Source organism: Chryseobacterium indologenes (assembly GCF_018362995.1).
Lineage (GTDB): Bacteria > Bacteroidota > Bacteroidia > Flavobacteriales > Weeksellaceae > Chryseobacterium > Chryseobacterium indologenes_G.
In genome coordinates this window covers 50,022-74,756 of record NZ_CP074372.1, presented here as the reverse complement: position 1 = coordinate 74,756, position 24,735 = coordinate 50,022, and the positions used below count along the sequence as shown (strand labels likewise).

Sequence of the window (24,735 nt, the reverse complement as noted above, 5' to 3'; positions counted from 1 at the left end):
TAACTACGTTAAATTAAGTCGGCAAATATAATGATTTTCTTGTATTTTATGAATTTTTAACAACAGAAATGGTTTATTTTCAGATATATTGGTATTCTGAGTTCTATTTAAGATTTAACAATTTTTTCATGCTATCATAATGAAGTCTTCAAAATTTGATTGGTATAAAATTTTCATTCACCTAATCAACACACTAACTATCAAAATATTATGAAAAAATTACTTTTTACCCTTAGTATTTTTTCTTCCTTAATTGCTAATTCTCAAAGCATTAATTTGGAAGAATTTGCCACGGGACTTACCAGCCCGGTAGAGATTACAAACGCCAATGACAGTCGGCTTTTTGTTGTTCAGCAGAACGGAATTATTAAAATTATTCAACCCAACGGGACAATTAATACCACCAATTTTCTGAATATCAGTTCAAAAATTATTTTTGGCGGTGAAAGAGGTCTTCTGGGACTTGCTTTTCACCCGCAATACGCTACCAACGGGTATTTTTTTGTGTATTATAACAACCCCGCAGGCAATATCATCGTTGCGAGATACAGTGTAAGTTCAACTGATTCTAACGTGGCTGATCCTGCGTCTGAAAAAATCCTGCTCAACATTCCTAAACCATTTGACAATCACAATGGAGGAAGCATTCATTTTGCTCCTGACGGAAAACTCTGGATCATCACCGGAGACGGAGGAAGCGGCGGAGATCCGAACAATAATGCCCAAAATAAAAATGTATTGCTTGGAAAAATGCTGAGAATAGATGTGGATGCTACCGGGCTATATAATATTCCACCGGATAACCCTTTTGCAGGAACCGTAGCTGGTGCTGATGAAATATGGGCTTATGGCCTCAGAAATGCCTGGAAATTTTCCTTTGACCTGACTACGGGAAATGCCATGATTGCAGACGTTGGCCAGGGAGCTATAGAAGAAATCAATAAAATGCCCATTACGACAGCAGGGTTAAACTATGGTTGGCGCTGCTATGAAGGAAATAATGTTTACAATACTGCAGGATGTGCAGCTCAGTCTACTATGACCTTCCCTGTTGCCGTATATGACCATTCAGGTGGAAAGTGTTCTATCACGGGTGGTTATGTTTACAGAGGAACTCAATATCCGTCACTTCAGGGGAAATATTTTTTCGCAGACTACTGCTCTACCCAAATTGGAATTCTGGATAGCAATAATACCATCACATGGACAGGTCCTTATTCGGGAAATAATTTTTCTACTTTCGGAGAGGATTATCAAAAGGGATTGTATGTAGCAGCGGTGAACAATGGAAAAATTTTTAAAATATCCACAGGGACTTTAGGAACTCAGGAAAATACCTTAGGCACCATAAAAGTATATCCTAATCCTGCTTCCAAAGAAATTTTCATCGATGGGCTGAAAGATAAGAAAGCAACCCTGGAAATCATCAGTGCAGAAGGCAGAAAAGTATTGGAAAAAGATAAAATCTCTAATGGAAAAGGAATCAATATTTCAGGAATATCTGCCGGAGTTTATTACATTAACCTGAAATCCGGAGAATTGAAATCTTACAGTCAGAAATTGATTATCAAATAATACTATTTTGTTATAAACGCAGACGAAACGCTAAGGCTTTTAAATTCTATAAAAAATGATGGCAAAAGCGTTTCACTAAGCAAAAAACATTGGATATTTCTTAAACCATTAAGAAGGATTTAAGCAGTAAAGCATAGTTAAGTTAAGATAAATCATTCTGATTTTTAAGCTTAAAGCGAAGCTCATCTTAATACTCTAAACACCTTAATGCAATCTTAATGTTTCAAAAAAGCTTAAACAAGTTCAAAATAAGCCCACAGATCAATAAAAAAGCGGTTCAGATCTGAACCGCTTTTCTTTATATTGTCATTGAAAAAATCCTTGTTTCAGGCTTATTCCTCATCATTCTCAGGTCAAAAACCATGGCTACATTTCTTGTGAAAGCCCTTCCGGCTTCTGTAATTTTAACTTCAGTTCCATTAATCTCCACCAATCCGTCATTTTCCATTTCTTTCAGCATTTCCAAAGCATTTTCAAGCTCCGGGAAAGAATTGTTGATATCAAAAGTGGTTTCAAGCTGGCACATAAGGTTCAGAATATGTCTTCTTACAGTCAGATCTTCTTCGCTAAGAACGTGTCCTTTTACAACAGGAATCTCACCTTCTTCAACCATTTTCTGGTATTCCTCAACCGTTTTTACATTCTGGGCAAAAGCATACCATGAATCTGAAATGGCAGACATACCAAGCCCTACCATCAGTTGGGTTTTGCTTGAAGTATACCCCATGAAATTTCTGTGAAGTTTTTTATGAATCAAAGACTGATACAGATCATCATGTTCAAGAGAGAAGTGATCCATCCCTACTTCGATATATCCCAAATCCTGAAGCAGTCTTTTACCATCTTCATACAAACGTCGTTTTTCTTCTCCGCTTGGCAGGTCATTTTCATCAAAACCTCTTTGCCCGACTCCTTTTACCCAAGGAACGTGTGCATAAGAGTAGAAGGCAAGTCTGTCCGGCTTCAGCTCCATTGTTTTTCTGATCGTATGTTCCATCGCCTCCCAATTCTGATGCGGCAGTCCGAATACAAGATCATGGCTGATTCCTCTGTAACCAATTTCCTTCGCCCATTCTGTAACGTTTTTCACATTTTCAAAAGGTTGGATTCTATTGATCGCTTTCTGAACTTTAGGATCATAATCCTGAACTCCAAAGCTCACTCTTCTGAAACCAAGATCATATAAAGTCTGAAGATGTTCTTTCGTGGTATTGTTAGGATGCCCTTCAAAAGAGAATTCCGGATGGTCCGCAATATCTACGGTTGAAAAAATCCCTTCCAGCAATGCCTTTAAGTTCTCAGGAGAGAAAAACGTAGGAGTTCCTCCACCTAAGTGTAATTCTTTCAGTTTAGGTTTTTCGTTGAAAAGGTCAAGATACAGTTTCCACTCTTTCAAAACACTTTCCAGATAAGGCACTTCAACACTGTGTTGTTTGGTAATACGCTTATGACATGCACAGAACGTACACAAAGCCTCACAGAAAGGCAAATGGATATAAATAGAAATCCCCTCCTCTGCATTGCTTTCATGAAAAGACCTGATTACGGTTTCCTTCCATTTTTCCGGTGAAAAAGTTGATTCATCCCAATATGGAACGGTAGGATAAGAGGTGTAACGCGGTCCGGGAATATTATACTTATCTATTAAAGAGTTCATTTTGAAAATTAAAATTTTATAAGGGCATGAAATTTAACATCATTAAAATTCATCTTACAAAATTAACCATTAGTTATGAATTTTAACCTATGAATTATATTAGGTTGTATTTTATAATGAGTCTAAATACGTATGGTCAGGCTTTTGGCAAATAGTGATAAATTCTATACGTTATATTTAAAATTTTAATTTCATCACTGCAATTCTGCTATTTCCTGCAAGAGCTACATGATCAGCATCTATCCATTGGCAGACGAAGAAGCCTTTTTCATCAGAAATTTTCTTCCATGTTTTGCCGAAATCTGAAGAATAGCTGATATGTTTGTCTCCAACTGCAATGATTTCTTTTCCTTTTGATCCGGGCTTAATTTTCACACAGGTTGTATATCCTGCATTCTGTCCTGAAGCCTGAATCTGCCAGGTTTCCCCACCATCATTAGTTGTTGCAATATTATTGACATTGGCATCTTGCTTTGTATAATCACCTCCAGCTGCAATCCCGAAACGATCTTCAAAAAAATCAATGGAATATATTCCTTGTGAGGATTCTCCCTGTACAACTGGCGTATTGAAGATTTCAAATTTTTCATCTTTAAGATTCATTCTTAAGATTCTTGAAGCTTTTCCTCCCGTCGCAATCCAAAGGTATTTTTTAGATGATGAAATATTGGTATTACTGGCGGCAAATGCAGCCTCGCCCTCGTTTAATTTTACATTATTCTTAAACATGCTCCATTTCCCATTTCTATAGACAGCCAGCTTCAAAAGAAGATCTTTATCTGCATCACTGAAAGTATAGGCAACTTTATCATTAACAAAATGCAGAGCATCATAAAAAGCAGTTTTTGCGGTATCTTTAAAAACAACCTGTGACTTCAGCGTTTTTTTATCGATGGCAAAGAAACGGCCAGGGCTCTCAATATTGATTGCGTAGAAAGCAGTTTTATTCTGCGCTAATGTTCTGAACTGAAGTTTGTCTTCAGACAGCTTGATCTGCTTCTGATTTTTATAATCTTTAAGATCTACAAACCCAAATTTGGAATCCGTACCACAATACCAGACCTTATTGTCATATAATTCCAGCGCTCTGATGCTGATTTTATCATTGAGAATAGTTTCAAGGCTTTCTACCTGTTGGGAAAACGCCGTAAGTCCTGCGGACAGAAGTAAGATGGAAAAAATCTTTTTCATATATATAATTTTGGGACAAAAAAAACCGCCGAAGCGGTTTATATTATTATTACTCTTGGTTCTGATATTTTTCAGGATTGTTAAGTTTACTGTTTGATTTTCCATAAAGGAAATATACTAAACCTCCTAAGAACAACCATACAGCAGAAAGTTCCAATGCATGAGCACTTAAGTTAAATATCAAATAAATATTGATAAACACTCCCAATGCTACAACTATTTTATAAGCCGGAACTTTGAATGGTCTGATCAGATTAGGTTCTTTTTTTCTCATCACCCAAACGGCAATACAAACCAGTGTAAATGCAAACAGGGTTCCGAAACTCGTCATATCTGCCAATGTAGAAATTGGAGTAAATGCTGCGATTAATGCTACTACAATTCCCAACAAAATGATTCCTTTGTAAGGTGTTTTTGTTTTTGGGTGAAGTTCTCCGAAAAATTTAGGAATCAATCCGTCTTTTGCCATACCGATGAAAATTCTTGACTGTCCCATCATCATTACCATTACTACAGAGATCAATCCTACTGTTGCAGCGATGGTTACTATATTACTTGCCCAGTGCTTTCCTGCAATTTCAAATGCATAGGCTACAGGTGCTTTAATAGCATCAGGATATTTTCCTTCCGGGTTAAAGTCTGTATAATGCATCATTCCTGTCAGTACAAGCGATACGCAAATGTAAAGCGCTGTACACACCAATAGTGATGCAATAATAGCGAAAGGAACATCTTTTTTAGGATTAATAGCTTCTCCTGCCTGTGTAGAAACGGCATCAAAACCAATATATGCAAAGAAAATAGCGGCTGCTCCGGAAATAATTCCTTTAATACCATATGCGGAAACCAGATCTCCTTCAGAATTCTTGATCTGTACCTGATCCGGAATAAAAGGTTTCCAGTTTTTAACACCATCTACAGCGTTGTAAAGGTCAGTATTGGAAAAAATAATATAGACTCCTGCAATAATTACAAAGATAACGGCAGAAGTTTTCATCAAAACGATCAGGTTATTAGCTCCTGCAGCTTCTTTAGTTCCTTTTACCAATAATGCAGTAATTAAAAGAACAAGAATGAATGCCGGCAGGTTCATTGAAAAACCATCTCCTGTATAACTGGCAGGATCTGATGTAAGATAAGCCGGTAAATGAATATTAAAGATTTTCAAAAATTTGTTAAAGTATCCGGACCAACTCACGGAAACCGCCATACTCGCCATAGCATATTCGAGGATGAGACACCACCCCATGGCCCATGCAAAAATTTCTCCCACCGTTCCATATGCATAAGCATAAGCTGAACCTTCTACAGGAATAATGGATGCAAACTCTGCATAGCACAATGCAGCAAAAACGCAGGCAATACCTGCTATGATAAAGGAAATGGCAAGCGCTGGTCCTGCGTGATAATAGGCTCCCGTTCCGGTAAGAACAAAGATTCCACCTCCAATGATAGCACCCACTCCAATTGCTGTTAAACTCCATTTTCCAAGGACTTTTTTCAGCTCACTTTTCTTCATATCTGCCTCATAGGCACTTAGTGGCTTTTTAACCCAAATTTTCGACATGTTTTTTTATTTATTAAGGATTTACGAAAATATAAAAAATTTAGGAACTCCCACGTTTATCGTTAAACTTTCCTTAATTATTTTACATTAAAGTATTTAAAACCTGAACAACACATTATAAAATCCATTTTAAAAAGTCCATATTTTTGCTTATTTTTGATTGCATGAATTTATATGATCTTTTTGTAAAGCCTTATGAAAGCTATGATTCTTTACAGATTACGCTGGAAGCATCAGGTGCAATTTTCGGAATACTGAGCGTATTTTTTTCCATTAAGAAAAATATATGGGTATACCCTACCGGCATTATTTCAACCCTGATCTATGTATACCTTCTTTTCAATGCCGGGCTGTTAGGAGACTGCATGATTAACGTCTATTATACTGTCATGAGTATTTACGGCTGGATTCTATGGGCAAAAAATTCTGAAGATCATGTTCATGTAGAAGTTACCTGGGCTACCCGAAAAGAATGGACCTATGCTACCCTGCTTTTTATACTGAGTCTGGCACTGGTTACTCTTATTTATTATTATAAGCCTTATCTTGACAATCAGTTTTCTATGGAAGGAACCAGTTTAGGATTGTATCATCTGGACTGGGCAAATTGGATGGATGTTTTTACCACTTCAATATTTTTAGTAGGAATGTGGTTGATGGCCAAACAGCGCATTGACAACTGGATTTTCTGGATTATCGGAGATATTATCTGCATCCCTATGATGATTTTTAAGGGACTTGGAATCACTTCGGTTCAATATTTGGTATTTACTATAATGGCTATCTTAGGATACGTCAATTGGAAAAAAAGTTTTAAAGAAAAAAAAGTACAATAAAGTCATGAAAAATTTATTTAAAATAGCATTCAGTATTTTTGCTATTACCAGTTTAACCTCTTGTTTAGCATATACCGACGGATACGGAAGCAATGGAAACTATGGGTATGGAGATCCTTATTATAACAACGGGTATTACTATGCACCTTCCGGATATTACGGAAGCGGCGGATATTGGGGCAATGACGGATATTATTATAGAAACAACGTTAATTACTACTATGATAACGGAATACCTTATTACTATGACAGTTATAACAACTCCAGAAGAAAAGTCTATGTAGAAAGAAGATCTAATTCTTCATCAAGACCTCAAAACGGGTTCCAGAACACGCGTACAACGAACGGTAACGGTTCATACAATAATAACGGAGGATTCAATAATAACAGAAACTCCAATAGTAACAGTGGGTTCAGAAACCAGAACAGTGGTAATCAGAACAATCAGGGTAACCAAAACAACAGCGGATTAAGAAATTCCAACAGTAATAGCGGATTCAGAAACCAAAGCAGCGGTAATCAGAATAATCAGGGTAACCAAAATAACAGTGGATTCAGGAACCAGAACAGTGGCAGCCAAAGCAGCGGCAGATCAGAATCTTCCGGCGGTGGATTCAGAAACAGCTCCAGCAGCCAAAGCACTAGTTCAGGCAGACAACAGAGCGGCGGAGGCGGCTTTAGATAAAACGATTATAAATAAGAAAACGAACAGTTAACACTGTTCGTTTTTCATTTTAAATATAGTAATTTTGCTTCTTCATTTAACAAAAAAATATGGAATTTTATAAATATCAGGGAACAGGAAATGACTTTGTAATGGTAGACAACCGTGATCTGCAATTTACCAAAGATAAAAACAGTATTGAAAAATTATGTGACAGACGTTTCGGAATAGGTGCTGACGGCCTTATTTTATTGGAAAATGATTCTAACTATGATTTCAAAATGGTTTACTACAATTCTGACGGAGGAGAAAGTACCATGTGCGGAAACGGAGGAAGATGTCTTGTAGCTTTTGCTTTTTTCCTTGACATCTTTGAAGATAAATGCAAATTCATTGCAACAGACGGAGAGCATGAAGCAGAAATCCATAACGGGATCATCAAATTAAAAATGATTAATGTAGATTCTATTTCACAGGACGGAAATGACTTTGTTCTGAATACAGGATCTCCCCACTATGTAAAATACGTAGAAAATCTGAAAGATTACCACGTTTATGACGAAGGATATGGTATCAGAAATTCTGAAAATTATAAAGAAAAAGGGATCAATGTAAACTTTGTAGAAAAAATTTCTGATGATGAAATTTTTGTAAGAACCTATGAACGAGGCGTTGAGGACGAAACTTACAGTTGCGGAACAGGAGTTACGGCTTCTGCTTTAACTTTTCTTCAAAAACATAATCTAACCTCTGTAAAAGTTAAAACTTTAGGCGGAAACCTTAAAGTATATGCTGAAAAAAGCGGAGATACATTCCAGAATATTTGGCTGGAAGGTCCTGCAAAGCAAGTTTTTAGAGGTAAAACAGATCTTCTTTAAAAACAAAAACTTTTAATCAACATTTATAAGAATGAAAAAAGCTATTCTCATTATCATTCTGCTGGTTTTTGCAGCCGCAGGATTTTTTGGTTTGAGATTTTACAATAAATATTTAGGAAATAACGTAGAAAAAGACGGTTATGTTCTGATTCCTCACAGGGCAGGTTTTAAACAGATCCTCGATTCTATTGCTCCTTATATTAAAGACAGGGAATCTTTTGAAGCAGTGGCTAAAGAAAAAGGTCTTGATACAAATTTTAAAGCAGGACGTTATCATATCCAGAGCGGGACGGGAAATAAGAACCTTGTTAATATGATCAAAGCAGGGAACCAGACAGCAAACTCTTACAGAATCGGGGATTTTGGAGATATGTATCAGATGATTGGTAAGGTGACCAAAAAAACGGAAATTGATTCGTTACATTTTATAAATGATCTGGATGCTGTGGCACAAGAGAAAGGCTATAAAAATGTTGAAGATCTGAAAAAATATTTCTTCATTGATACTTATAATTTCTTCTGGACCGTAAGCCCAAGGGAATTTTTTTCAAAGTTTGAAAATCAGTACAATGATTTCTGGACGAGTGAAAGAAAAAACAAAGAACAGCAGTCTGGCCTTACAAGAGATCAGATCTATGCACTGGCTTCTATTGTTTATAAGGAATCCGGAGGAAAAAAAGATGAAATGAAAACGATTGCCGGATTGTATTTAAACCGTTATAGAAAAGGGATGAAACTTCAGTCTGACCCTACGGTGATCTATGCGATCAATAAGCAGACGAATTTTAAAGAATCTATTAAAAGAGTATTATATAAGCATTTGTCTACACCATCACCTTACAACACTTATGCAAACGCAGGTATTCCTCCGGGACCGATCTGTGTAGTGGATAAGAATTCGATTGATGCTGTTTTAAATGCTGAAAACAACAATTATATATTTATGTGTGCTGATCCGGCAAGGTTTGGATACCATAAGTTTACGGCAAGTGCTGAAGAACATGCTGTAAATGCAAAGGCTTACCAGGACTGGCTCAACTCAAAAAATATAAAATAAGTTTAGAAAGCACCTAAAATTTATACAGTTAGAAAAACAATAAACAGTCATACTATTTTGAAGATCAAATTGATATGGATATTCAAAACAGTATGGGTTATCCTTTCACGATTTTATACAAAAAAATAACCTATGAAGAATAAGACAGAAATTGTCAATATTTTCACCAGAAAAACTTTAGGACTTACGTTAGTACTTTCAGCGGCGGCGATGGCTTTTGCACAGGAGAAGGCTGGAGTTTCAGGAATCATTGTCAACAAAAAAAATCAACCGGTTCCTTACGCTTCTGTAACTTTCAGCAATAAGACAAACAAAACTCTAAGTGATGCTGTACTGACAGATGAAAAGGGACAGTATAAACTTGAGCTTATACCAGGAGATTACGATATCACAGTAGAGGCTATTGATTACAAAAAAAGCGTAATCAGCAAAAATATTACAGCAGCAGGTAATATTGGTGCATTATCTATTGAAGCAGAGCCTTCTTCTACTGTTGATGGAAAAACAAAAGAAATCCAGGGTGTTGTGATCACCGCTTCAGCAGCTAAACCTTATAAAGTAGAACTTGACAAAAAAACATATGATCCTTCGCAGGATATCGTGAGTAAAGGAGGAAATCTTCAGGATGTTCTGACCAATGTTCCTTCAGTTTCTGTAGATACGGACGGAACGGTTTCTATGAGAGGAAGTACCAACGTAAAATTTCTGATCAACGGAAAGCCTTCTGCCCTTCTGGGAATAGATGATGGAGCGAATGCCTTACAAAGTATCCCGGCTGATCAGATTGAAAGAATTGAAGTTATCACCAACCCTTCTTCTAAATTTGAAGCAAGCGGAACTTCCGGTATTCTGAACATTATCCTTAAAAAGAACAAGAAAATCGGGTTTAATGGTAGTGTTGTAGGATCTTTAGGATATTTCCCGAGAACATCACTTAACACCAACCTGAGCTGGAGAAAAAATAACTGGACATGGTTTGTAAACGGCGGTGGCGGTTACACAGAAAACAAAACGAAAAATAATTCGGAAACGACGTATCACAATATTACTTTTCCTAAGATCCTTCCTAATACACAGCCTAATGATGTTCTTGAGCATCAGCTTCAAAACTCCACAAGTAAAACATATAATAAAAATTATAATGTAAGTGCGGGTTTTGTGTATGATCTTTCTGACAAAACATCGATCAATGTAACAGGACTGGTAAGAACTTTTGAAGGAGACGGAAATGAGCTTCTGCAGACGTATGACAGTTTCCACAGATTTTTCAAAGATCCGTCAGATCCGAATGGAACTGCGGGAACATGGCAATTATTAAACCCATACGGACAAAGAGAATCTAAAACGATATTTAATAACCTTGCCTTCCAGGGAGATGTAGGTGTAGACCACAAATTTGATGACAACGGTCAGAATTTATCAGTATCATTAAGTTTACAGAGAAACAGAAGTAACAATAATGCAGACATTCTTGAAACCAATGACCTGCTTCCGGATGCACAGGATATTACCAGAAGACATTCTGTAAGCAAAACGATTATCGGGAAAGCAGACTACGAATTACCAATAGGAGAACAGTCTAAGATTGAAGCAGGATACAGATTGGATGTGAATGATAATACTTATAATAATTTTGTAAGCAGCACGTCCAATAATCCTTATATTCCAAACTATAATAACGATACGGATTACAGAGAGATCTTCAATGCTTTCTATTTACAGTTTAAGAGTAAAATCGGAGAAAAATTTGCTTATCAGCTCGGTTTAAGAGATGAACTTTCCAATGTAAAGATCAATTACATCAATCAAAATCCTAATGATCCGCAATTAAATAAAACAAAGAACTACAACAATTTATTTCCAAGTGTATTCTTAAGCTATGATGTATCTAAGAACAACCAAATTTTAGTTAATTATTCCCGTAGGATAGACAGACCAAGATCTTTCTTCATGGTTCCTTTCCCGAATTACAGCAACAGCCAGAATATTTTTGAAGGAAATATAGATCTTAATCCATCTTATGTAGATTCATTTGAAGTAGGATATAATATTACAAGAAAAAAGTTTACGATTAACCCTACCTTATATTACAGACACGCTACTGACGATACTAAAATGCTGGTCTACAGACCTGATGAAAACCTTGGAGTATTCTATACAAAACCTATCAATCTTGGAAATGACGAACGTTATGGTTTGGATCTGAACTTTACCTATGACCCGTTTGCGTGGTTAAAAATAATGGGGAGCTTAGACATGTTTGGATATAAAACAACCGGAATTGCTTATTATGATGCTCTTGATAAGAATAAGCAGAAACAAACCCGTAATATGGACTTTACCGGAGATGGTTTCTCTACAAGAGCACGTCTTAATACGACATTTAAACTTGATAAAACGTTAAGTGTACAGCTGCAGGGATTCTATAGAGGAGCTCAGAAATCTGCCAACCAAAATACGGAGGATATGTATGCGCTGAACCTTGGTGCTTCCAAAACGATCTGGAAAGGAGACGGAACAATTTCCTTCAACATCCAGGATATCTTCAATACAAGAAGCAGAGAAGTACTCAGTTTCAATGAGGATTATACCCGAAGAAACTATATGCAGTGGCAGCCAAGACAGTTTTCTGTTTCTTTAACCTATAGATTCAAACAGGGTGAAAAAGTAGATCAGCCTAAAAAGAAAAAGGATATCAATTCCAATGCAGCCGGAGACGACCAACAAGGCGGTCCGATGTAATACAACAAAAATAAAATCCCGAAAAGTACTTTTCGGGATTTTTTATTAATGCTTACTTGCTTGATTAAATATAAATTTGTAAAATATAAAGATAAACATCTGACAATAAGGCTAAAAGGTTTATATTTATCCCATAAAAAGAAAAAGAGAGTACTCAAGAAAAATACAGATCTATTTTCTAAAACTAAAAATAACCTATGAATCTATTTCAAAGAACCCTGTTGATCCTACTCCTTTTTCCAATCTTTCTATTGGCACAGACTCCTGAAAAACAAAAATTAAAAGAATACATTATTCCTGATAAAAGTGACACAGTACGTTTTTATATCTATACTGCAGATAATTTACCAAAGGAAAAAGTGTTCATCTATCTGCAGGGAAGTGGTGATTTACCTATGGTTAATGGTGATGATACAGAACCTTGCTGTTACAATAACTATCCAAAAAAATTAATGGCAGAGTTTCCAAAAGATTATGCATTCGTTTATATACAGAAAATTGGACTTCCCTATTACTCAAAAACATTAAATAATTATACACCTTCCCTAACATTTACACGAAGGAATAATGTGTTAGACAGAGCTGAAGTTGCCGATAAAGTTGTTAATTTCATAAAGAAAAGAATTTACCCCAATGCTAAAACAATCGCTGTGCTTGGACATTCTGAAGGTAGTGACGTGGTAGCAAAGCTAGCTGCTATCAATAAAAACATCACCCATATTTGCTTTTCAGCAGGGAATGCAACACCTCAGATATTTAATGATATACTTTTTACCAGAAGACAAATGCTGGAAGGGAAATTAAGTGCCAGCCAGGCTCAGGATAAAATTGATGAATTGATGAAAGGTTATAATGAAATTTATCAAAATCCTGACTCGATAAAAGATTATTTTAATGGCGATACCTACAAATGGAATGTTGCAATAAACGAACCTCCTATAGAAAATCTTCTGAAGTTAAAAATTCCCATCTTCGTCACCATTGGAAGCCATGATGATAAAGTACCTGTAGAAACCAGTGATTTAATTACCACAGAATTTATCCGTCACAGAAAAACGAATCTGAAAAGCAAAGTTTATCTGAACTGCAATCATAATTTTGAAGAAATAAAAGAAGACGGAACCAAAATAAGCCATTGGAAAGAAATGTTTTTTGACTTTCTGAATCTCATTGACAAAGACTTTAAATAGAAAATATAGCTAAAAGAAGTAATTTCATATTCTTAAAATGTAATTTCCAGCTGCTTCCGGCAAAATAAAAAAACAGCTGTAAAACTCTTGTTTACAACTGTTTGTTATCTATAATTCCTGATATATTTTGCTGAAAATTTATTTTACAGGTTCAGCTTTGGAATCTTTTTCTTTTTCAGCCTCATAGATTCTTCTTCTTAGATCACTGGTGGAAAACCTATGGTCTCTTTTGTTATAAAAGATCTCAATTCCTTTTTCTTCACAGTATTTCTTACCTGTAAAGTCTTTGTCCATATAATCATCCCCAATGATTCTTACATCAATCACAAATGATTTTAAAATATCCAATAGATCTTCTTCTGTATAATAAGGAATGATCTCATCCACAGCATTTACTGCTTTCAGCTGGATATACCTTTCAACGATAGTCTGGCTTGGCTTATTTTTGTTGGGACGATCGTGGGAAGGGTCGATCTGAAGTCCAACGATTAAATAGTCACATACCGTTTTAGCTTCTTCAAGCATTTTGATGTGGCCAGCGTGTAATAAGTCAAATGAGGAAAATGTAATCCCTATTCTCTGTGTCTTCATATTAATTTTGAATTAAAAACTTCTCTGAATTAAATGTCTTTTTAAAGGATAAAACAAAAGATTCAGGGAAGGTGTTTTGTAATTTGTTTATATAATTCGTTCTTTACCTGTTCTTTCATATAGTCAGGAAAATTTCATAACCATTGAAATTATACATTCCTTGTATTTAAATATTTCTGCCATTCCCAAACCGTTCTTAAAGATTCTTCCAGAGAGGTTTCAGACTTCCAGTTGAGTTCTTTTTCGGCCTTTTCAGCGTTGGCATACGCAATAGTGATATCTCCTTCTCTTCTGGCACAGATCTGATACGGCACTTCTACATTATTGGCCTTTTCAAATGCTTTCACCACTTCCAGCACAGATGAACCTTTTCCTGTTCCCAAGTTGTAGGTATCAATCACAGCTTCAGGTGAAGAGTCTTCCATCAGTTTTTTTAAAGCTGCAACGTGTGCCTTAGCCAGGTCAACAACATAAATATAGTCACGAACGGCTGTCCCGTCCTCTGTAGCATAATCATCTCCCCAAACATTCAGTTTCTCGCGTACTCCTGAAGCCGTCTGCATCACATAAGGTACCAGGTTATTAGGAACTCCTATCGGCAGTTCTCCAAGTTTTGCAGAAGGATGAGCTCCGATCGGGTTAAAATATCTTAATAACGAAATTTTACGTTGATAGGCATTTGCAAAATCAATCAGGATCTGTTCTCCCATTTGTTTTGTTTTCCCATACACACTTTCAGGTACTTTTAAAGGAGTATTTTCATCAATCGGCATTACATCTGCCTGCCCGTATACTGTACAGGATGAACTGAAAATAAAGTTGGAAATTTCTCTTACTTTAAATTCCTGAAGAATATTTATCAGTGAGAATAAATTATTCTCATAGTAGTCTACAGGTTTTATCTGGCTCTCTCCTACTGCTTTAGAAGCTGCAAAATTGATACAGCCATCGATCTGATGGGCATCAAAAACCTGAGTAAGAAGTTCTTTCCTTCTTAGATCAAAAGGATAAAAAGCCGGCTTTTTACCTGTAATTTCTTCTATATTTTTTAAAATAAACCTTTCCGTATTGGACAAATCGTCTACAATAACTACTTCAAAGCCACTATTGATAAGTTCTACCACCGTATGAGAACCGATATATCCAAGTCCTCCCGTAACAAGTATTGCCATTTTTATTTTTTAATCTTCGTGTTTTCCTATATTTTCTATTTCGTTAACGCCCTTATATCTTTTCACCTTAAATAGGTTTACAATCAGTAAACTCAATATCAATACAATTAAAAATTTAAAAGTAAAATGTCCTACAATATAATATCCATTTAAAAATCCAAGTAATAAAGGATAACCTAAACTCATTATGGATAAAAACAGACTAAGATTCAGGAACAAAATAGCTTTATCATATTTTTCAACTAAATTGACAAATGCAAATGAATTGATAACTAACGAAATACCAATAAATAATGTTTTCAATAAACTAAAATCATTAAATATTTCAAGAACCAAAAATGCTGATATTATGAAAAGTAATAAGCTGGTGATTACTGCTAAATAGTATACCAACTTACACTTAAATATCTTTTGTTTCATTATTTCATAAACTCAAGAACAGCATCCGTAATATACTTCAGTTGCTCTTCATCCAATTCTGTATGCATTGGTAAAGAAATTACCTGATCCAACAGCTTATCTGTATTTACAAAGTCTGCATCATTACTTTCCTGGAAGTATGCTTTCTGCTTTCTTAATGCTACCGGATAATAAATCATTGCAGGAATTTCTTTTTCCGTTAAAAACTTCTGAAGTTCATTACGCTTTCCGTTCAGGATTCTTAAAGTATACTGGTGGAATACGTGAGTAGAATTTTCAGCTCTTTTTGGAGTCAGAATATTCGGATTTCCTTCAAATGCTTCATCATAAAAATCTGCAGCTCTTTTTCTTGCTTCGTTGTAAGAATCAAGGTGAGGAAGTTTTTTTCTTAAAACTGCAGCCTGAATACTGTCCAGACGGGAGTTTACTCCTACTTCATCATGATAGTATCTTTCGTACATTCCGTGGTTCACAATTCCTCTCAAACGATGTGCTAATTCGTCATTGTTGGTAAAAATCGCTCCACCATCTCCGTAGCATCCAAGGTTTTTTGAAGGGAAGAAAGAAGTTGTTCCTACTGTAGACATTGTTCCTGCCTGTTTTACAGTTCCGTCAGAGAATGTATATTCTGAACCAATTGCCTGAGCGTTGTCTTCAATAACGTATAGATTGTGCTCTTCAGCAATTTTCAAAATTTCTTCCATATTGGCACACTGTCCGAAAATGTGTACCGGAATAATCGCTTTTGTTCTTGGCGTAATGGCTTTTTTAATCTGTTCTGTAGAAATGGTGAATGTATCATAATCTACATCTACCAATACAGATTTTAGCTTAAGCAGGTGAATTACTTCTACCGTTGCAGCAAAAGTAAAATCAGCTGTGATGATCTCATCTCCTTCTTTCAGATCCAGGGCCATTAAGGCAATCTGTAATGCATCTGTACCATTGGCACACGGAATCACATGTTTTACTTCTAAATAAGACTCCAATTCATTCTGGAAAGACTTTACTTCAGGTCCGTTAATAAACGCTGCAGAGTCCATTACATTCAAAACAGCATTGTCTACATCATTCTTTATTTTGTAATACTGACTTTGCAAGTCAACCATCTGAATTTTTTTCATATAATAAATATTTCTGTAAAAATAAGGAATTTAATATCCTATCAAAAATTTTATTGATTTTGTTTTTATCTTTATACAAAATAATGTTATGAAAAAACTTTTACTCTTTTGTTTCCTAACGGGTTATCTTCATGTATCTGCCCAAACAGAACTTGTTTTTGTTTTCTTTACTGATAAGCCCAACAAAGCTGCATTTTATGCAAATCCTCTTTCTGAACTCAGCCAGAAATCGCTCAACAGACGTACGACGCTGGGAATTCCTCTCAATGATCAGGATGCTCCTATTGAACAGTCTTACCTTCAGAATCTTCAAAATTTAGGATTTACCATTACCGATTATTCAAAATGGCTTAACGGAGCAGCGGTGAATGCTACTCCTGCCCAAAAAACACTGCTGCAGGCTCAGTCTTTTGTTTTATCTGTTGAAAGTTTTGCCAGAAACAGTTCAACCACTGTAAAAACTGTGCCCACAAAATGGAAAGATGATGCCAGTCTCAATAAAATACTCACCACTTTTAATTATGGTTCCGGTGCCGGCCAAATTGATCAGGTTAATATCCGCCCTCTTCACCTGGCGGGTTATACCGGAACAGGAATTTCTATAGCAGTCATTGATGCCGGATTCCCAACAGTGAATACGGGAAGTGCTTTTTCAAGATTATGGAGCGGTAATCATATAAAAGCGGCCTATGATTTCGTCACTAAAACCGGAAACATTTACAATACCGCGCTCAGTCCGCACGGTTCTGTTGTGTTAGGAGCTATCGGCGGATATATTGAAAACATATTTGTTGGTGCGGCCCCGGATGCTGATTTCTATCTTTACCGAAGTGAAAATGCCAATGTAGAAGTTCCTGAAGAAGAGCTATATTGGATTGAAGCTGCTGAGGAAGCAGACAGAAAAGGGGTAGAAATCATCACCTCATCACTGGGATACAATGTTTTTGATGAGAGCCGTTACAATTATACCTATGCAGATATGAACGGAAGCACTTCTTTCATTGCCCGTGGAGCGGGTATTGCTGCTGAAAAAGGAATTTTTGTTCTTGCTGCCGCCGGAAATTCAGGGCTACAGCCATGGCATTATCTGATGACCCCGTCTGACAATGCTAAAGTATTCTCTATCGGTTCTGTAGATTCTGCAGGAAATGCATCCGGATTTTCTTCTTTCGGTCCTAATTCTCTTGGAGTGGTAAAACCTGACGGAAGTACTCAGGGAACTGCTACCACTACAGTGTATGACAATGCTACTACAGTTGTGAACGGAACGTCCATTTCGACTCCTATTGCTGCAGGAGGTGTGGCGTGTCTTATCCAGGCATTTCCAACGATGGACAGAGAACAGATGAGAACAAAGTTAAGACAAACAGCTTCGCTTTATCCCGGCCATTCAGATCAGATAGGATATGGTATTCTCAACTTCGGAAGTCTGTACAATATGGTTCTGAATACTTCTGAAATGGTAAAAAAGGAAAAGTTTTCTATATTCCCGAATCCTGCTAAAAACATTCTGAATATAGCATCAGAGCAGGAAGTTCTTTCTTTGGAAATCTATGATAATCTGGGAAGACTGATCAGAAAAAGCAGCCATCAGAAATCTATACAAGTGGAGGATTTTGCAAAAGGAACTTATTATCTGAAAATTCAGATGAAGGATAAAGTTTATTATGATAAATTCTTAAAGGAATAAATGATTTTATAACTTAAAATATAAGTTTGAGCTAAAGCTCATGGATTGTTGATAATAAAAAAACGGGCTAAAGCCCGTTTCTATTGATATACCATTGTACAATGTTATACAAAATGATTGTTTAAAAATATCTTAAGCAGAGTTTCTACTTGCATTAATATTCCCGAATAGTGAACGTGTTACCAGCTTTTCATAAGCTTCTTTATTACCTTCACCTTTCTGTATTTTCATCAACGCATATTGTTGAATGCTCAATAATGGAAGTACGATCTTTTCACGGATCTTCACCGATTTTCTTGACAAAGGATCTTCCTCCTGAAGCATTTTGAAACCGGTCAGTTCCAGCATAATATCTCTTGAAAGCTCATATTCTTCAAAAAGAACATTCCAGAATGCGCCAAACTTAGGGTTATTTTTAATATAATAAGTTAGTGGGAAATAGGATTTGTTCATACTCATCATGGAGTTCAATACTAACGTTTTAAAGAAATCCGACCCTTTATACAGTTCCCTCACTTCTTCAAATCTTCCCTGTTCTTTCATCTTTTGCATGGCATATCCAAAACCGAAGAACCCGGGAACATTCTGTTTCAGCTGTGACCATGAACCTACAAACGGAATCGCTCTCAGATCTTCAAACTTCAGTTCGCTTCCGTTTCCTCTTTTTGAAGGACGGCTTCCGATATTTGTTTTTCCGTAATATTCAAGGGTACTCATCTCCTGAAGGTAAGGAACAAACATAGGATGGGCTTTTAAGTCTGAATATTTTCCATAGCTGATATCCGCCAATTCGATGATCAAGGCTCTTTCTTTTTCCGTAAGCTCTTTTTTGGCATTTTTGAATACATCGTTTTCTACACCGGCGGTCAGAAGCTGTTCAAAATTATATTTTGCCTGTTCTTTATTTCCAAAAATACTGGTTATGGTCTGCCCCTGAATCGTAAGTTCAATCTTATTATTAGCAATAGTTTTTCCCTGAGAAGCGTAAAAATCGTGGGTTTTTCCACCTCCTCTGGCTGGAGGTCCTCCTCTGCCATCGAAGAATACAACTTTGATATTGTTTTGCTCGGAAAGCTTGGTCAATACTTCTTTTGCTTTATAAATTTCCCAGTTGGCTTTTAAATATCCGCCATCTTTGGTTCCATCAGAAAATCCAAGCATAATGGTCTGCTGGTTTCCTCTTTTTTCCAGGTGTTTTTTGTAGACAGGATTATGATACAGTTCATTCATCACATTTTCTGCGTTGGCAAGTCCTTCCATCGTTTCAAAAAGTGGGACAATATCCATATTGATATCCTCGTCTTTGTACCCGCAGATCTTAAAGAATGCATAGACATTCATCACATCTTTCACTGCATCGGAATTGGAAATGATATAACGGTTCATTCCTCTCAGCCCATTCAGATTCTGAATATCTGTAACCTGTGAAACCGTTAACAATGTATCTTTCACAATATCTTCAAAATCTTCGGGGTTTACGCTTTCCGAAATCTGAATCAGTTTATTGAATTTTTGTTCGTAATCAGCATCTTCATTCCCGGATACTTTTGCAAAAACCTCATCAATCACTTTCTGATGAATCCTGCTGTCCTGGCGGATGTCCAACGTGGCAAAGTGAGTTCCGAAGATCATCACCCGATCTCTGAAATTGGCCAGAAGATCTAAAAACAAAGCGTTATGCTCATTGACTAATATTTTTTCCGCTTCTGCAGCTTTCTTTAAAATATCTTCAGCTGTAATAGTTTTTCCATCAAAAATGGCAGCATACAACGCTTCACTTAATTGGGTTAAAACTTCAGAAACTCCTCTGAAACTCAATCTTCTTCTGATGAATTTCAAATGACTGTAATAGGACTTCAGAATGGCTGAACGAAGTTCTTCTGCTACCCTTTTCGTTACCTGTGCTGTTACAAACGGATTTCCGTCCCTGTCTCCTCCAGGCCAGAATCCAAGCTGGATAATATCTTCATGAAGGTGAAAATGTCCGTTTCCGAATGTCTTTTTGATCTTCGTAAACAATTCGCCAATGGTATCGTAATACACATATCTAAGGTATGAAATGATGCTTAAAGCTTCATCTATAGGAGTAGGTTTTTCTTTGTTGACAAAAGGAGTCTTCCCCAATTGCTGCAGAAGCATATCAATCTGAGTAACGGAATCACTGGTAATAGCTCCTCTTAAATCCTGTATAATCCTTTGTACTGAGCTTGGATAAAACTGAGTGGGATGCGCCGTAAACACAACTTTTACACTAAAATCTTTTAATTTTTCGCGTACTTTTTCAATTTTATGATCCTGAAAAGAACGTTCAAAGAGATTGGTTACAGTCCCGCTGTCACTTTCGGAGTGAAGATTGGGAAAAGCAGCATCTTCAATACTGTCAAACAAAACTACCTGTCTTTCTATATACTGAATGATCTTGAAAAGCAGTTCCAGTTTCTGCTCCTCAGTCTGAAGATCGGTATGGTTTTTAAAAAATTCTTCAACAATATTTTCGGGAGTTTTTCCTGCTTCATAGCCGGTTCTGCTTTCCTCATAAAGAAACGGAAGCAACATTCCGATATTCGTCATTTTATCATATGGCAGGCTCATAAATAATGAATTGTAGATCTGGAATTTATTTTCCACGATCTGCCTGAATTTTTCTGCGCGTTGGTCGTGTATCATAATAACAAATGTAAGTGATTTTGGAATGAGTTGGGTTGACAAATGACAAAAAATTAACGGAGTAAAAGCAAAAAATTATATTAATTTTTATTCAGGAATTAATTAGTTTTGAAAGCTATTTAAACGAACCATGATCAAATTCAATTTCAACGCCAATGTAAATATTAAAACCAACGGAACCCAGCTTGACAAAAAGGGACTGAAAACTATTTTAATCATATTTGGAGTGTTTATGCTGGTCTTTGTTTTTTCAGCAATAGCTTTTAGCTCTTTTGTGTTTGGCAGTATGGAATCAATGCAGGAAAGAGTTGATGAGTACAATAAGCAGGTAGATGCCATTCACTCATTACCTGTTCTTAAATGCACCGTTTATACAGACCAAACGATCTCAGCTCCTCTATCAGGAAAAGATGCGGCATTCTATCTGCTGCGCGTGGGTACCGTCAAACAAAACAAACGATCTAAAGAAATTTACGAAAAATTCGATTACGTTATGCCAGCAGGTTATTCCAAAGGAGCTCAACTTTTAATCAATGGGCAACTATATCCTATTGATTTTAATAAGTGTATCATAAAAAATCCGGATCAAAGAAATATACCGTTTGTCTACGAAACTTACACAACCAGCGATAGAACACCCTACTATCTGCAAGATTATAAACCCAAAGGAACTCAAAAAATTTCTTTATTAAAAGACCAGCATCCCTGGATTCAGTCTTTTTTTGAACCTGGAGGATTAAACAATCTTCTTGTCAATGAATATATTTTCAAGAACGGTGATTCTGTTTATATCAAAGGAAAAATTGAGAATAACAGAATTGTCCCGTTTGTGGAATATATGCTCGACTAATTCTTGAGATATACCTAGGAGTCATTTTAATATAATTTTCATTAATTTTACTCGTATAACATCCATAATCCATGAAAAAAACATTTACTTTTTTACTCTTAGCAATTCTGTTCATTTCTTGTGAAAAAGATTGTTACAATCCACCGTTACCCATCATTTTTGAGTTCGTAAATTCCAATAATGAAAATCTTATTGCCAACGGAACATTGACCACCTATTCGGTTCAGGATGAAAACAATGCTAATGTCCAATTAACCAAAACATCAGACAACAAGGTTATTGTAGAAAATGTAGGTGCCTATAACGGAACAAAAAATTATAAATTTTATTCTAATATCAAAAACCTTGATTTTGCAATACAGTCATCGGAGTTTAAAGGTGCTTGTGATGGGTATCAAATCAATAAACTGACTTTTACGGGTATAGATATTGATGTAACTGATGAAAAAGGATATTATAAAATTGTATTGGAATAATTCTCTTTACATTTGCACTGCAAAACACCTTTTCTATGAAACTCATCATCACTTTTTCCCTGATCTTTTCCAATCTGCTTTTTGGCCAGATCAAGGTTCCTGATGATTATAAAAAAATTCCTGATATCCTTGATACCGTAGATTATCTCTATCCTTTCGTTATTCCTGATAAAGACTATGCCTACTGGCGCGTGCTCAGCAATGACACTGATTATGAAAAAGCAGTAATCTATGAAAGTCAGACTCCCGATTTTATGACGATTAACGAACCTGTTCCGGAAAGAGGTTTTTTCCAGAAATGTATGGGCAACAACTGCTTTTCATATATCCTTGCATGCAAAAATGAAAGATCTGTTTATTTTTCCAATGAACAGCAGTTAAGAGATTTTATCGGAACTGTGGACAATCTTCCGGAAGCTATTCTGCTGGCAAAAACATATGGATATTCAGTGGATACGAGTAACCGTTTTACCGGAGCTTATAAAATTGAGGATCGTCATATCTCTATGTATCTTATGCAGTCTAAGGGCTGTCCGGTTGTGAAAGAATCTTTTTTGGTTAAAATCAATAGAAAAACCGGAAAGTTGGAGGCAAAAAGTAATGGAATCTATGCAAAGGATGAAAACTGTTCTGCTTTATAATTTTTTTGGAAAACGCCAAGGCGCAAAACAGCTTTATATACTTCATATTTTAAGACGCAAGGATTTTATCTGCGATAAAATTGATAATCTCATATTTTAAACCATTAAGATTTTTTAAGCTGATAAGAATAGTTAAGGTGAATAGCTAAAGCTATTTTTTAGCGGTATGCATATTCTTCTATCACAGATGGGTCTTAACTCTGCTTATTGTCTTCATTAACCTTAATGGTTTAATTTAAATATATTAATCTTATATATTAATAGCTCCCTGTCCTGAGGCAATCAGGTAAGCTTCTTTCAGGGTTTCGGAATACGTTGGATGGGCGTAAGAAATTCTGAACATATCTTCTGCCGTTACTTCATATTCCTGGGCGATAACACCCTGAGCGATCAAATCTGCTGCTCTGGCCCCAATGATGTGAACTCCCAGCACTTCTCCGTATTTCGGATCTACCAGGACTTTTGCAAAACCTTCCATATCCATTGAAGCCCGGGCCCTTGCGCTGGCAGAAAACGGAAATTTTCCAATGTTGTAAGCAATATTATCTTTTTTCAGATATTCTTCGGTATATCCTACTGAAGCTACTTCAGGCCAAGTATACACCACAGAAGGAATTCGGTTATAATGAACGTGGCGTTTTTGTCCGTTAATGGTTTCTGCTACAAAGACACCTTCTTCTTCCGCTTTATGAGCCAGCATTGCCCCACCGATAACATCGCCAATCGCATAGATATTGGAAGCTGATGTGCGGTTATTTTCATCCACTTTAATAAATCCTCTCTCATCAAGCTGTACATCTGTATTTTCAAGACCGAGACCTTTTACATAAGGACTTCTTCCTACCGCTACCAAAACATAGTCTGCATCCAACTCTCCTTCTACCCCGTTTTTATCTTTAAAAAACACTTTGGCTCCAGAGCCCGAATTCTCAGTTCTATAAACAGCCTGATTAAGACGGATATCAATTCCTTCTTTTTTCAGGATTTTCTGTAGATTTTTTCCCAGTTCGTGATCCATCGCAGCAATCAGATGATCAGCATATTCCAAAATGGTCACTTTTGTTCCGATACGGTTGAAAATAGACGCCATTTCTACTCCAATGACTCCACCGCCAATAATTATCATGGATTCCGGTTTTTCCTGTAAAGACAATGCTTCTGTAGAGGTAATGATTCTTTTCTTATCAATTTCCACTCCCGGGATACTTGCTGGCTTTGATCCTGTCGCGATGATATAATGCTGAGCTGTAATTTCTTTTGTTTCAGATCCGTTTACAATTTTCACCGTAGAATTATTAACAAAACCTGCTGTTCCTTTCAGTCGAGTAATTTTATTTTTATTCATTAAAAAATCAAGACCTCCGGTATTTTTGGAGACTACCTCTGCTTTTCTCCTGTACATTTGCTGAAAATCAAGTTCAATCTTGTCCAGTTTTATTCCGTGTTCACTGAATTGATGGTGTGCCTCTGCATAATGATGGGTACTGTCCAGTAAAGCTTTAGTTGGGATACATCCTACATTGGTACATGTTCCTCCCAATGTATCATACTTTTCTATAATTACAGTTTTATAACCCAGCTGTGCACTTCTTATTGCAGCTACATATCCTCCGGGTCCTGAGCCGATTACGGCAATGTCATAATGATCCATTTGATTTATTAATTTTTATGATTAAATTTACTTGCAAAATAAAAGCAAAATTAAAACAAACACTTTCATTTTGCAAGCATTATTTTAAAATTAACA

Annotated in this window: 20 protein-coding genes; 11 read left to right on the top strand and 9 right to left on the bottom strand. The window is 36.2% G+C overall.

Annotated features, from left to right (window positions below; genetic code table 11):
* Nucleotides 1-210 precede the first annotated feature (210 nt).
* Nucleotides 211-1,575 carry a PQQ-dependent sugar dehydrogenase gene (locus DYR29_RS00305; RefSeq protein WP_213278705.1) on the top strand — a complete coding sequence of 455 codons (1,365 nt, stop codon included), beginning with the start codon at nt 211-213 and terminating at the stop codon, nt 1,573-1,575.
* A gap of 298 nt (nt 1,576-1,873) precedes the next feature.
* Here DYR29_RS00305 and hemN read toward each other — a convergent pair whose 3' ends face one another.
* From hemN to DYR29_RS00290, 3 genes are all read right to left on the bottom strand, one after another.
* Nucleotides 1,874-3,232, bottom strand: a complete 1,359-nt coding sequence (gene hemN / locus DYR29_RS00300) for an oxygen-independent coproporphyrinogen III oxidase (RefSeq protein ID WP_213278704.1) — start codon at nt 3,230-3,232, stop codon at nt 1,874-1,876.
* Between the two features lie 177 nt (nt 3,233-3,409).
* Nucleotides 3,410-4,423: a WD40/YVTN/BNR-like repeat-containing protein gene (locus tag DYR29_RS00295; RefSeq protein WP_213278703.1), complete on the bottom strand. Its 1,014-nt coding sequence runs from the start codon at nt 4,421-4,423 to the stop codon at nt 3,410-3,412.
* Nucleotides 4,424-4,472: 49 nt separating this feature from the next.
* Nucleotides 4,473-5,990 (bottom strand): amino acid permease, encoded by a 1,518-nt coding sequence (locus DYR29_RS00290; protein ID WP_213278702.1) that lies wholly within the window; start codon nt 5,988-5,990, stop codon nt 4,473-4,475.
* A 164-nt stretch (nt 5,991-6,154) separates the two neighbouring features.
* Between DYR29_RS00290 and pnuC the strand changes: the two genes are divergently transcribed.
* The 6 genes from pnuC (at nt 6,155) to DYR29_RS00260 (ending at nt 13,357) form a co-directional block, all read left to right on the top strand.
* Complete coding sequence (gene pnuC, locus DYR29_RS00285; RefSeq protein WP_213278701.1) at nt 6,155-6,826, top strand: nicotinamide riboside transporter PnuC; 672 nt, start codon at nt 6,155-6,157, stop codon at nt 6,824-6,826.
* A gap of 4 nt (nt 6,827-6,830) precedes the next feature.
* Entirely contained in the window at nt 6,831-7,511 is a 681-nt protein-coding gene (locus tag DYR29_RS00280) for a hypothetical protein (RefSeq protein WP_213278700.1), read from the top strand.
* 89 nt (nt 7,512-7,600) lie between these two features.
* Complete coding sequence (dapF, locus tag DYR29_RS00275) at nt 7,601-8,368, top strand: diaminopimelate epimerase (protein ID WP_047423348.1); 768 nt, start codon at nt 7,601-7,603, stop codon at nt 8,366-8,368.
* 31 nt (nt 8,369-8,399) lie between these two features.
* Nucleotides 8,400-9,425 (top strand): endolytic transglycosylase MltG, encoded by a 1,026-nt coding sequence (mltG, locus tag DYR29_RS00270; RefSeq protein WP_047423349.1) that lies wholly within the window; start codon nt 8,400-8,402, stop codon nt 9,423-9,425.
* Between the two features lie 132 nt (nt 9,426-9,557).
* A complete protein-coding gene (locus tag DYR29_RS00265; RefSeq protein ID WP_213278699.1) occupies nt 9,558-12,167 on the top strand; it encodes a TonB-dependent receptor domain-containing protein in 2,610 nt (869 codons plus the stop codon).
* Nucleotides 12,168-12,364: 197 nt separating this feature from the next.
* Entirely contained in the window at nt 12,365-13,357 is a 993-nt protein-coding gene (locus DYR29_RS00260; protein WP_213278698.1) for an acyl-CoA thioester hydrolase/BAAT C-terminal domain-containing protein, read from the top strand.
* 138 nt (nt 13,358-13,495) lie between these two features.
* Here the strand turns inward: DYR29_RS00260 and DYR29_RS00255 are convergent, their stop codons facing one another.
* From DYR29_RS00255 to DYR29_RS00240, 4 genes are all read right to left on the bottom strand, one after another.
* Nucleotides 13,496-13,948, bottom strand: coding sequence for an adenylyltransferase/cytidyltransferase family protein (locus tag DYR29_RS00255; RefSeq protein ID WP_047423355.1), 453 nt, complete (start codon nt 13,946-13,948; stop codon nt 13,496-13,498).
* Between the two features lie 149 nt (nt 13,949-14,097).
* Nucleotides 14,098-15,120, bottom strand: a complete 1,023-nt coding sequence (galE, locus tag DYR29_RS00250) for a UDP-glucose 4-epimerase GalE (RefSeq protein WP_213278697.1) — start codon at nt 15,118-15,120, stop codon at nt 14,098-14,100.
* Between the two features lie 9 nt (nt 15,121-15,129).
* Complete coding sequence (locus tag DYR29_RS00245) at nt 15,130-15,540, bottom strand: hypothetical protein (protein WP_213278696.1); 411 nt, start codon at nt 15,538-15,540, stop codon at nt 15,130-15,132.
* The gene (locus tag DYR29_RS00240; RefSeq protein ID WP_047423358.1) at nt 15,540-16,664 is read right to left on the bottom strand and encodes a DegT/DnrJ/EryC1/StrS family aminotransferase; all 1,125 of its coding nucleotides are present in this window, start codon (nt 16,662-16,664) and stop codon (nt 15,540-15,542) included. The genes DYR29_RS00245 and DYR29_RS00240 overlap by 1 nt, the downstream gene beginning before the upstream one ends.
* An 88-nt stretch (nt 16,665-16,752) precedes the next feature.
* Here DYR29_RS00240 and DYR29_RS00235 point away from each other — a divergent pair, with 88 nt between their 5' ends.
* Entirely contained in the window at nt 16,753-18,354 is a 1,602-nt protein-coding gene (locus tag DYR29_RS00235; protein ID WP_213278695.1) for a S8/S53 family peptidase, read from the top strand.
* A 132-nt stretch (nt 18,355-18,486) separates the two neighbouring features.
* On the opposite strand, the gene DYR29_RS00230 is transcribed toward DYR29_RS00235, so the two are convergent.
* Nucleotides 18,487-21,021: a phosphoenolpyruvate carboxylase gene (locus DYR29_RS00230; RefSeq protein WP_213278694.1), complete on the bottom strand. Its 2,535-nt coding sequence runs from the start codon at nt 21,019-21,021 to the stop codon at nt 18,487-18,489.
* Between the two features lie 130 nt (nt 21,022-21,151).
* Here DYR29_RS00230 and DYR29_RS00225 point away from each other — a divergent pair, with 130 nt between their 5' ends.
* The 3 genes from DYR29_RS00225 to DYR29_RS00215 all read left to right on the top strand — a co-directional run bounded on the left by DYR29_RS00225 (nt 21,152) and on the right by DYR29_RS00215 (nt 22,988).
* Nucleotides 21,152-21,871, top strand: a complete 720-nt coding sequence (locus tag DYR29_RS00225; RefSeq protein WP_213278693.1) for a hypothetical protein — start codon at nt 21,152-21,154, stop codon at nt 21,869-21,871.
* A 71-nt stretch (nt 21,872-21,942) separates the two neighbouring features.
* Complete coding sequence (locus DYR29_RS00220) at nt 21,943-22,347, top strand: hypothetical protein (RefSeq protein WP_213278692.1); 405 nt, start codon at nt 21,943-21,945, stop codon at nt 22,345-22,347.
* Nucleotides 22,348-22,382: 35 nt separating this feature from the next.
* Nucleotides 22,383-22,988, top strand: a complete 606-nt coding sequence (locus DYR29_RS00215) for a hypothetical protein (protein WP_213278691.1) — start codon at nt 22,383-22,385, stop codon at nt 22,986-22,988.
* Between the two features lie 250 nt (nt 22,989-23,238).
* On the opposite strand, the gene lpdA is transcribed toward DYR29_RS00215, so the two are convergent.
* Nucleotides 23,239-24,639 carry a dihydrolipoyl dehydrogenase gene (gene lpdA, locus DYR29_RS00210; protein WP_213278690.1) on the bottom strand — a complete coding sequence of 467 codons (1,401 nt, stop codon included), beginning with the start codon at nt 24,637-24,639 and terminating at the stop codon, nt 23,239-23,241.
* Nucleotides 24,640-24,735: the final 96 nt, after the last annotated feature.

Coding starts and splice junctions, on each gene's coding strand:
- DYR29_RS00305 (WP_213278705.1), top strand. CDS start 211: ATGAAAAAATTACTTTTTACCCTTAGTATTTTTTCTTCCTTAATTGCT.
- hemN (WP_213278704.1), bottom strand. CDS start 3,232: ATGAACTCTTTAATAGATAAGTATAATATTCCCGGACCGCGTTACACC.
- DYR29_RS00295 (WP_213278703.1), bottom strand. CDS start 4,423: ATGAAAAAGATTTTTTCCATCTTACTTCTGTCCGCAGGACTTACGGCG.
- DYR29_RS00290 (WP_213278702.1), bottom strand. CDS start 5,990: ATGTCGAAAATTTGGGTTAAAAAGCCACTAAGTGCCTATGAGGCAGAT.
- pnuC (WP_213278701.1), top strand. CDS start 6,155: ATGAATTTATATGATCTTTTTGTAAAGCCTTATGAAAGCTATGATTCT.
- DYR29_RS00280 (WP_213278700.1), top strand. CDS start 6,831: ATGAAAAATTTATTTAAAATAGCATTCAGTATTTTTGCTATTACCAGT.
- dapF (WP_047423348.1), top strand. CDS start 7,601: ATGGAATTTTATAAATATCAGGGAACAGGAAATGACTTTGTAATGGTA.
- mltG (WP_047423349.1), top strand. CDS start 8,400: ATGAAAAAAGCTATTCTCATTATCATTCTGCTGGTTTTTGCAGCCGCA.
- DYR29_RS00265 (WP_213278699.1), top strand. CDS start 9,558: ATGAAGAATAAGACAGAAATTGTCAATATTTTCACCAGAAAAACTTTA.
- DYR29_RS00260 (WP_213278698.1), top strand. CDS start 12,365: ATGAATCTATTTCAAAGAACCCTGTTGATCCTACTCCTTTTTCCAATC.
- DYR29_RS00255 (WP_047423355.1), bottom strand. CDS start 13,948: ATGAAGACACAGAGAATAGGGATTACATTTTCCTCATTTGACTTATTA.
- galE (WP_213278697.1), bottom strand. CDS start 15,120: ATGGCAATACTTGTTACGGGAGGACTTGGATATATCGGTTCTCATACG.
- DYR29_RS00245 (WP_213278696.1), bottom strand. CDS start 15,540: ATGAAACAAAAGATATTTAAGTGTAAGTTGGTATACTATTTAGCAGTA.
- DYR29_RS00240 (WP_047423358.1), bottom strand. CDS start 16,664: ATGAAAAAAATTCAGATGGTTGACTTGCAAAGTCAGTATTACAAAATA.
- DYR29_RS00235 (WP_213278695.1), top strand. CDS start 16,753: ATGAAAAAACTTTTACTCTTTTGTTTCCTAACGGGTTATCTTCATGTA.
- DYR29_RS00230 (WP_213278694.1), bottom strand. CDS start 21,021: ATGATACACGACCAACGCGCAGAAAAATTCAGGCAGATCGTGGAAAAT.
- DYR29_RS00225 (WP_213278693.1), top strand. CDS start 21,152: ATGATCAAATTCAATTTCAACGCCAATGTAAATATTAAAACCAACGGA.
- DYR29_RS00220 (WP_213278692.1), top strand. CDS start 21,943: ATGAAAAAAACATTTACTTTTTTACTCTTAGCAATTCTGTTCATTTCT.
- DYR29_RS00215 (WP_213278691.1), top strand. CDS start 22,383: ATGAAACTCATCATCACTTTTTCCCTGATCTTTTCCAATCTGCTTTTT.
- lpdA (WP_213278690.1), bottom strand. CDS start 24,639: ATGGATCATTATGACATTGCCGTAATCGGCTCAGGACCCGGAGGATAT.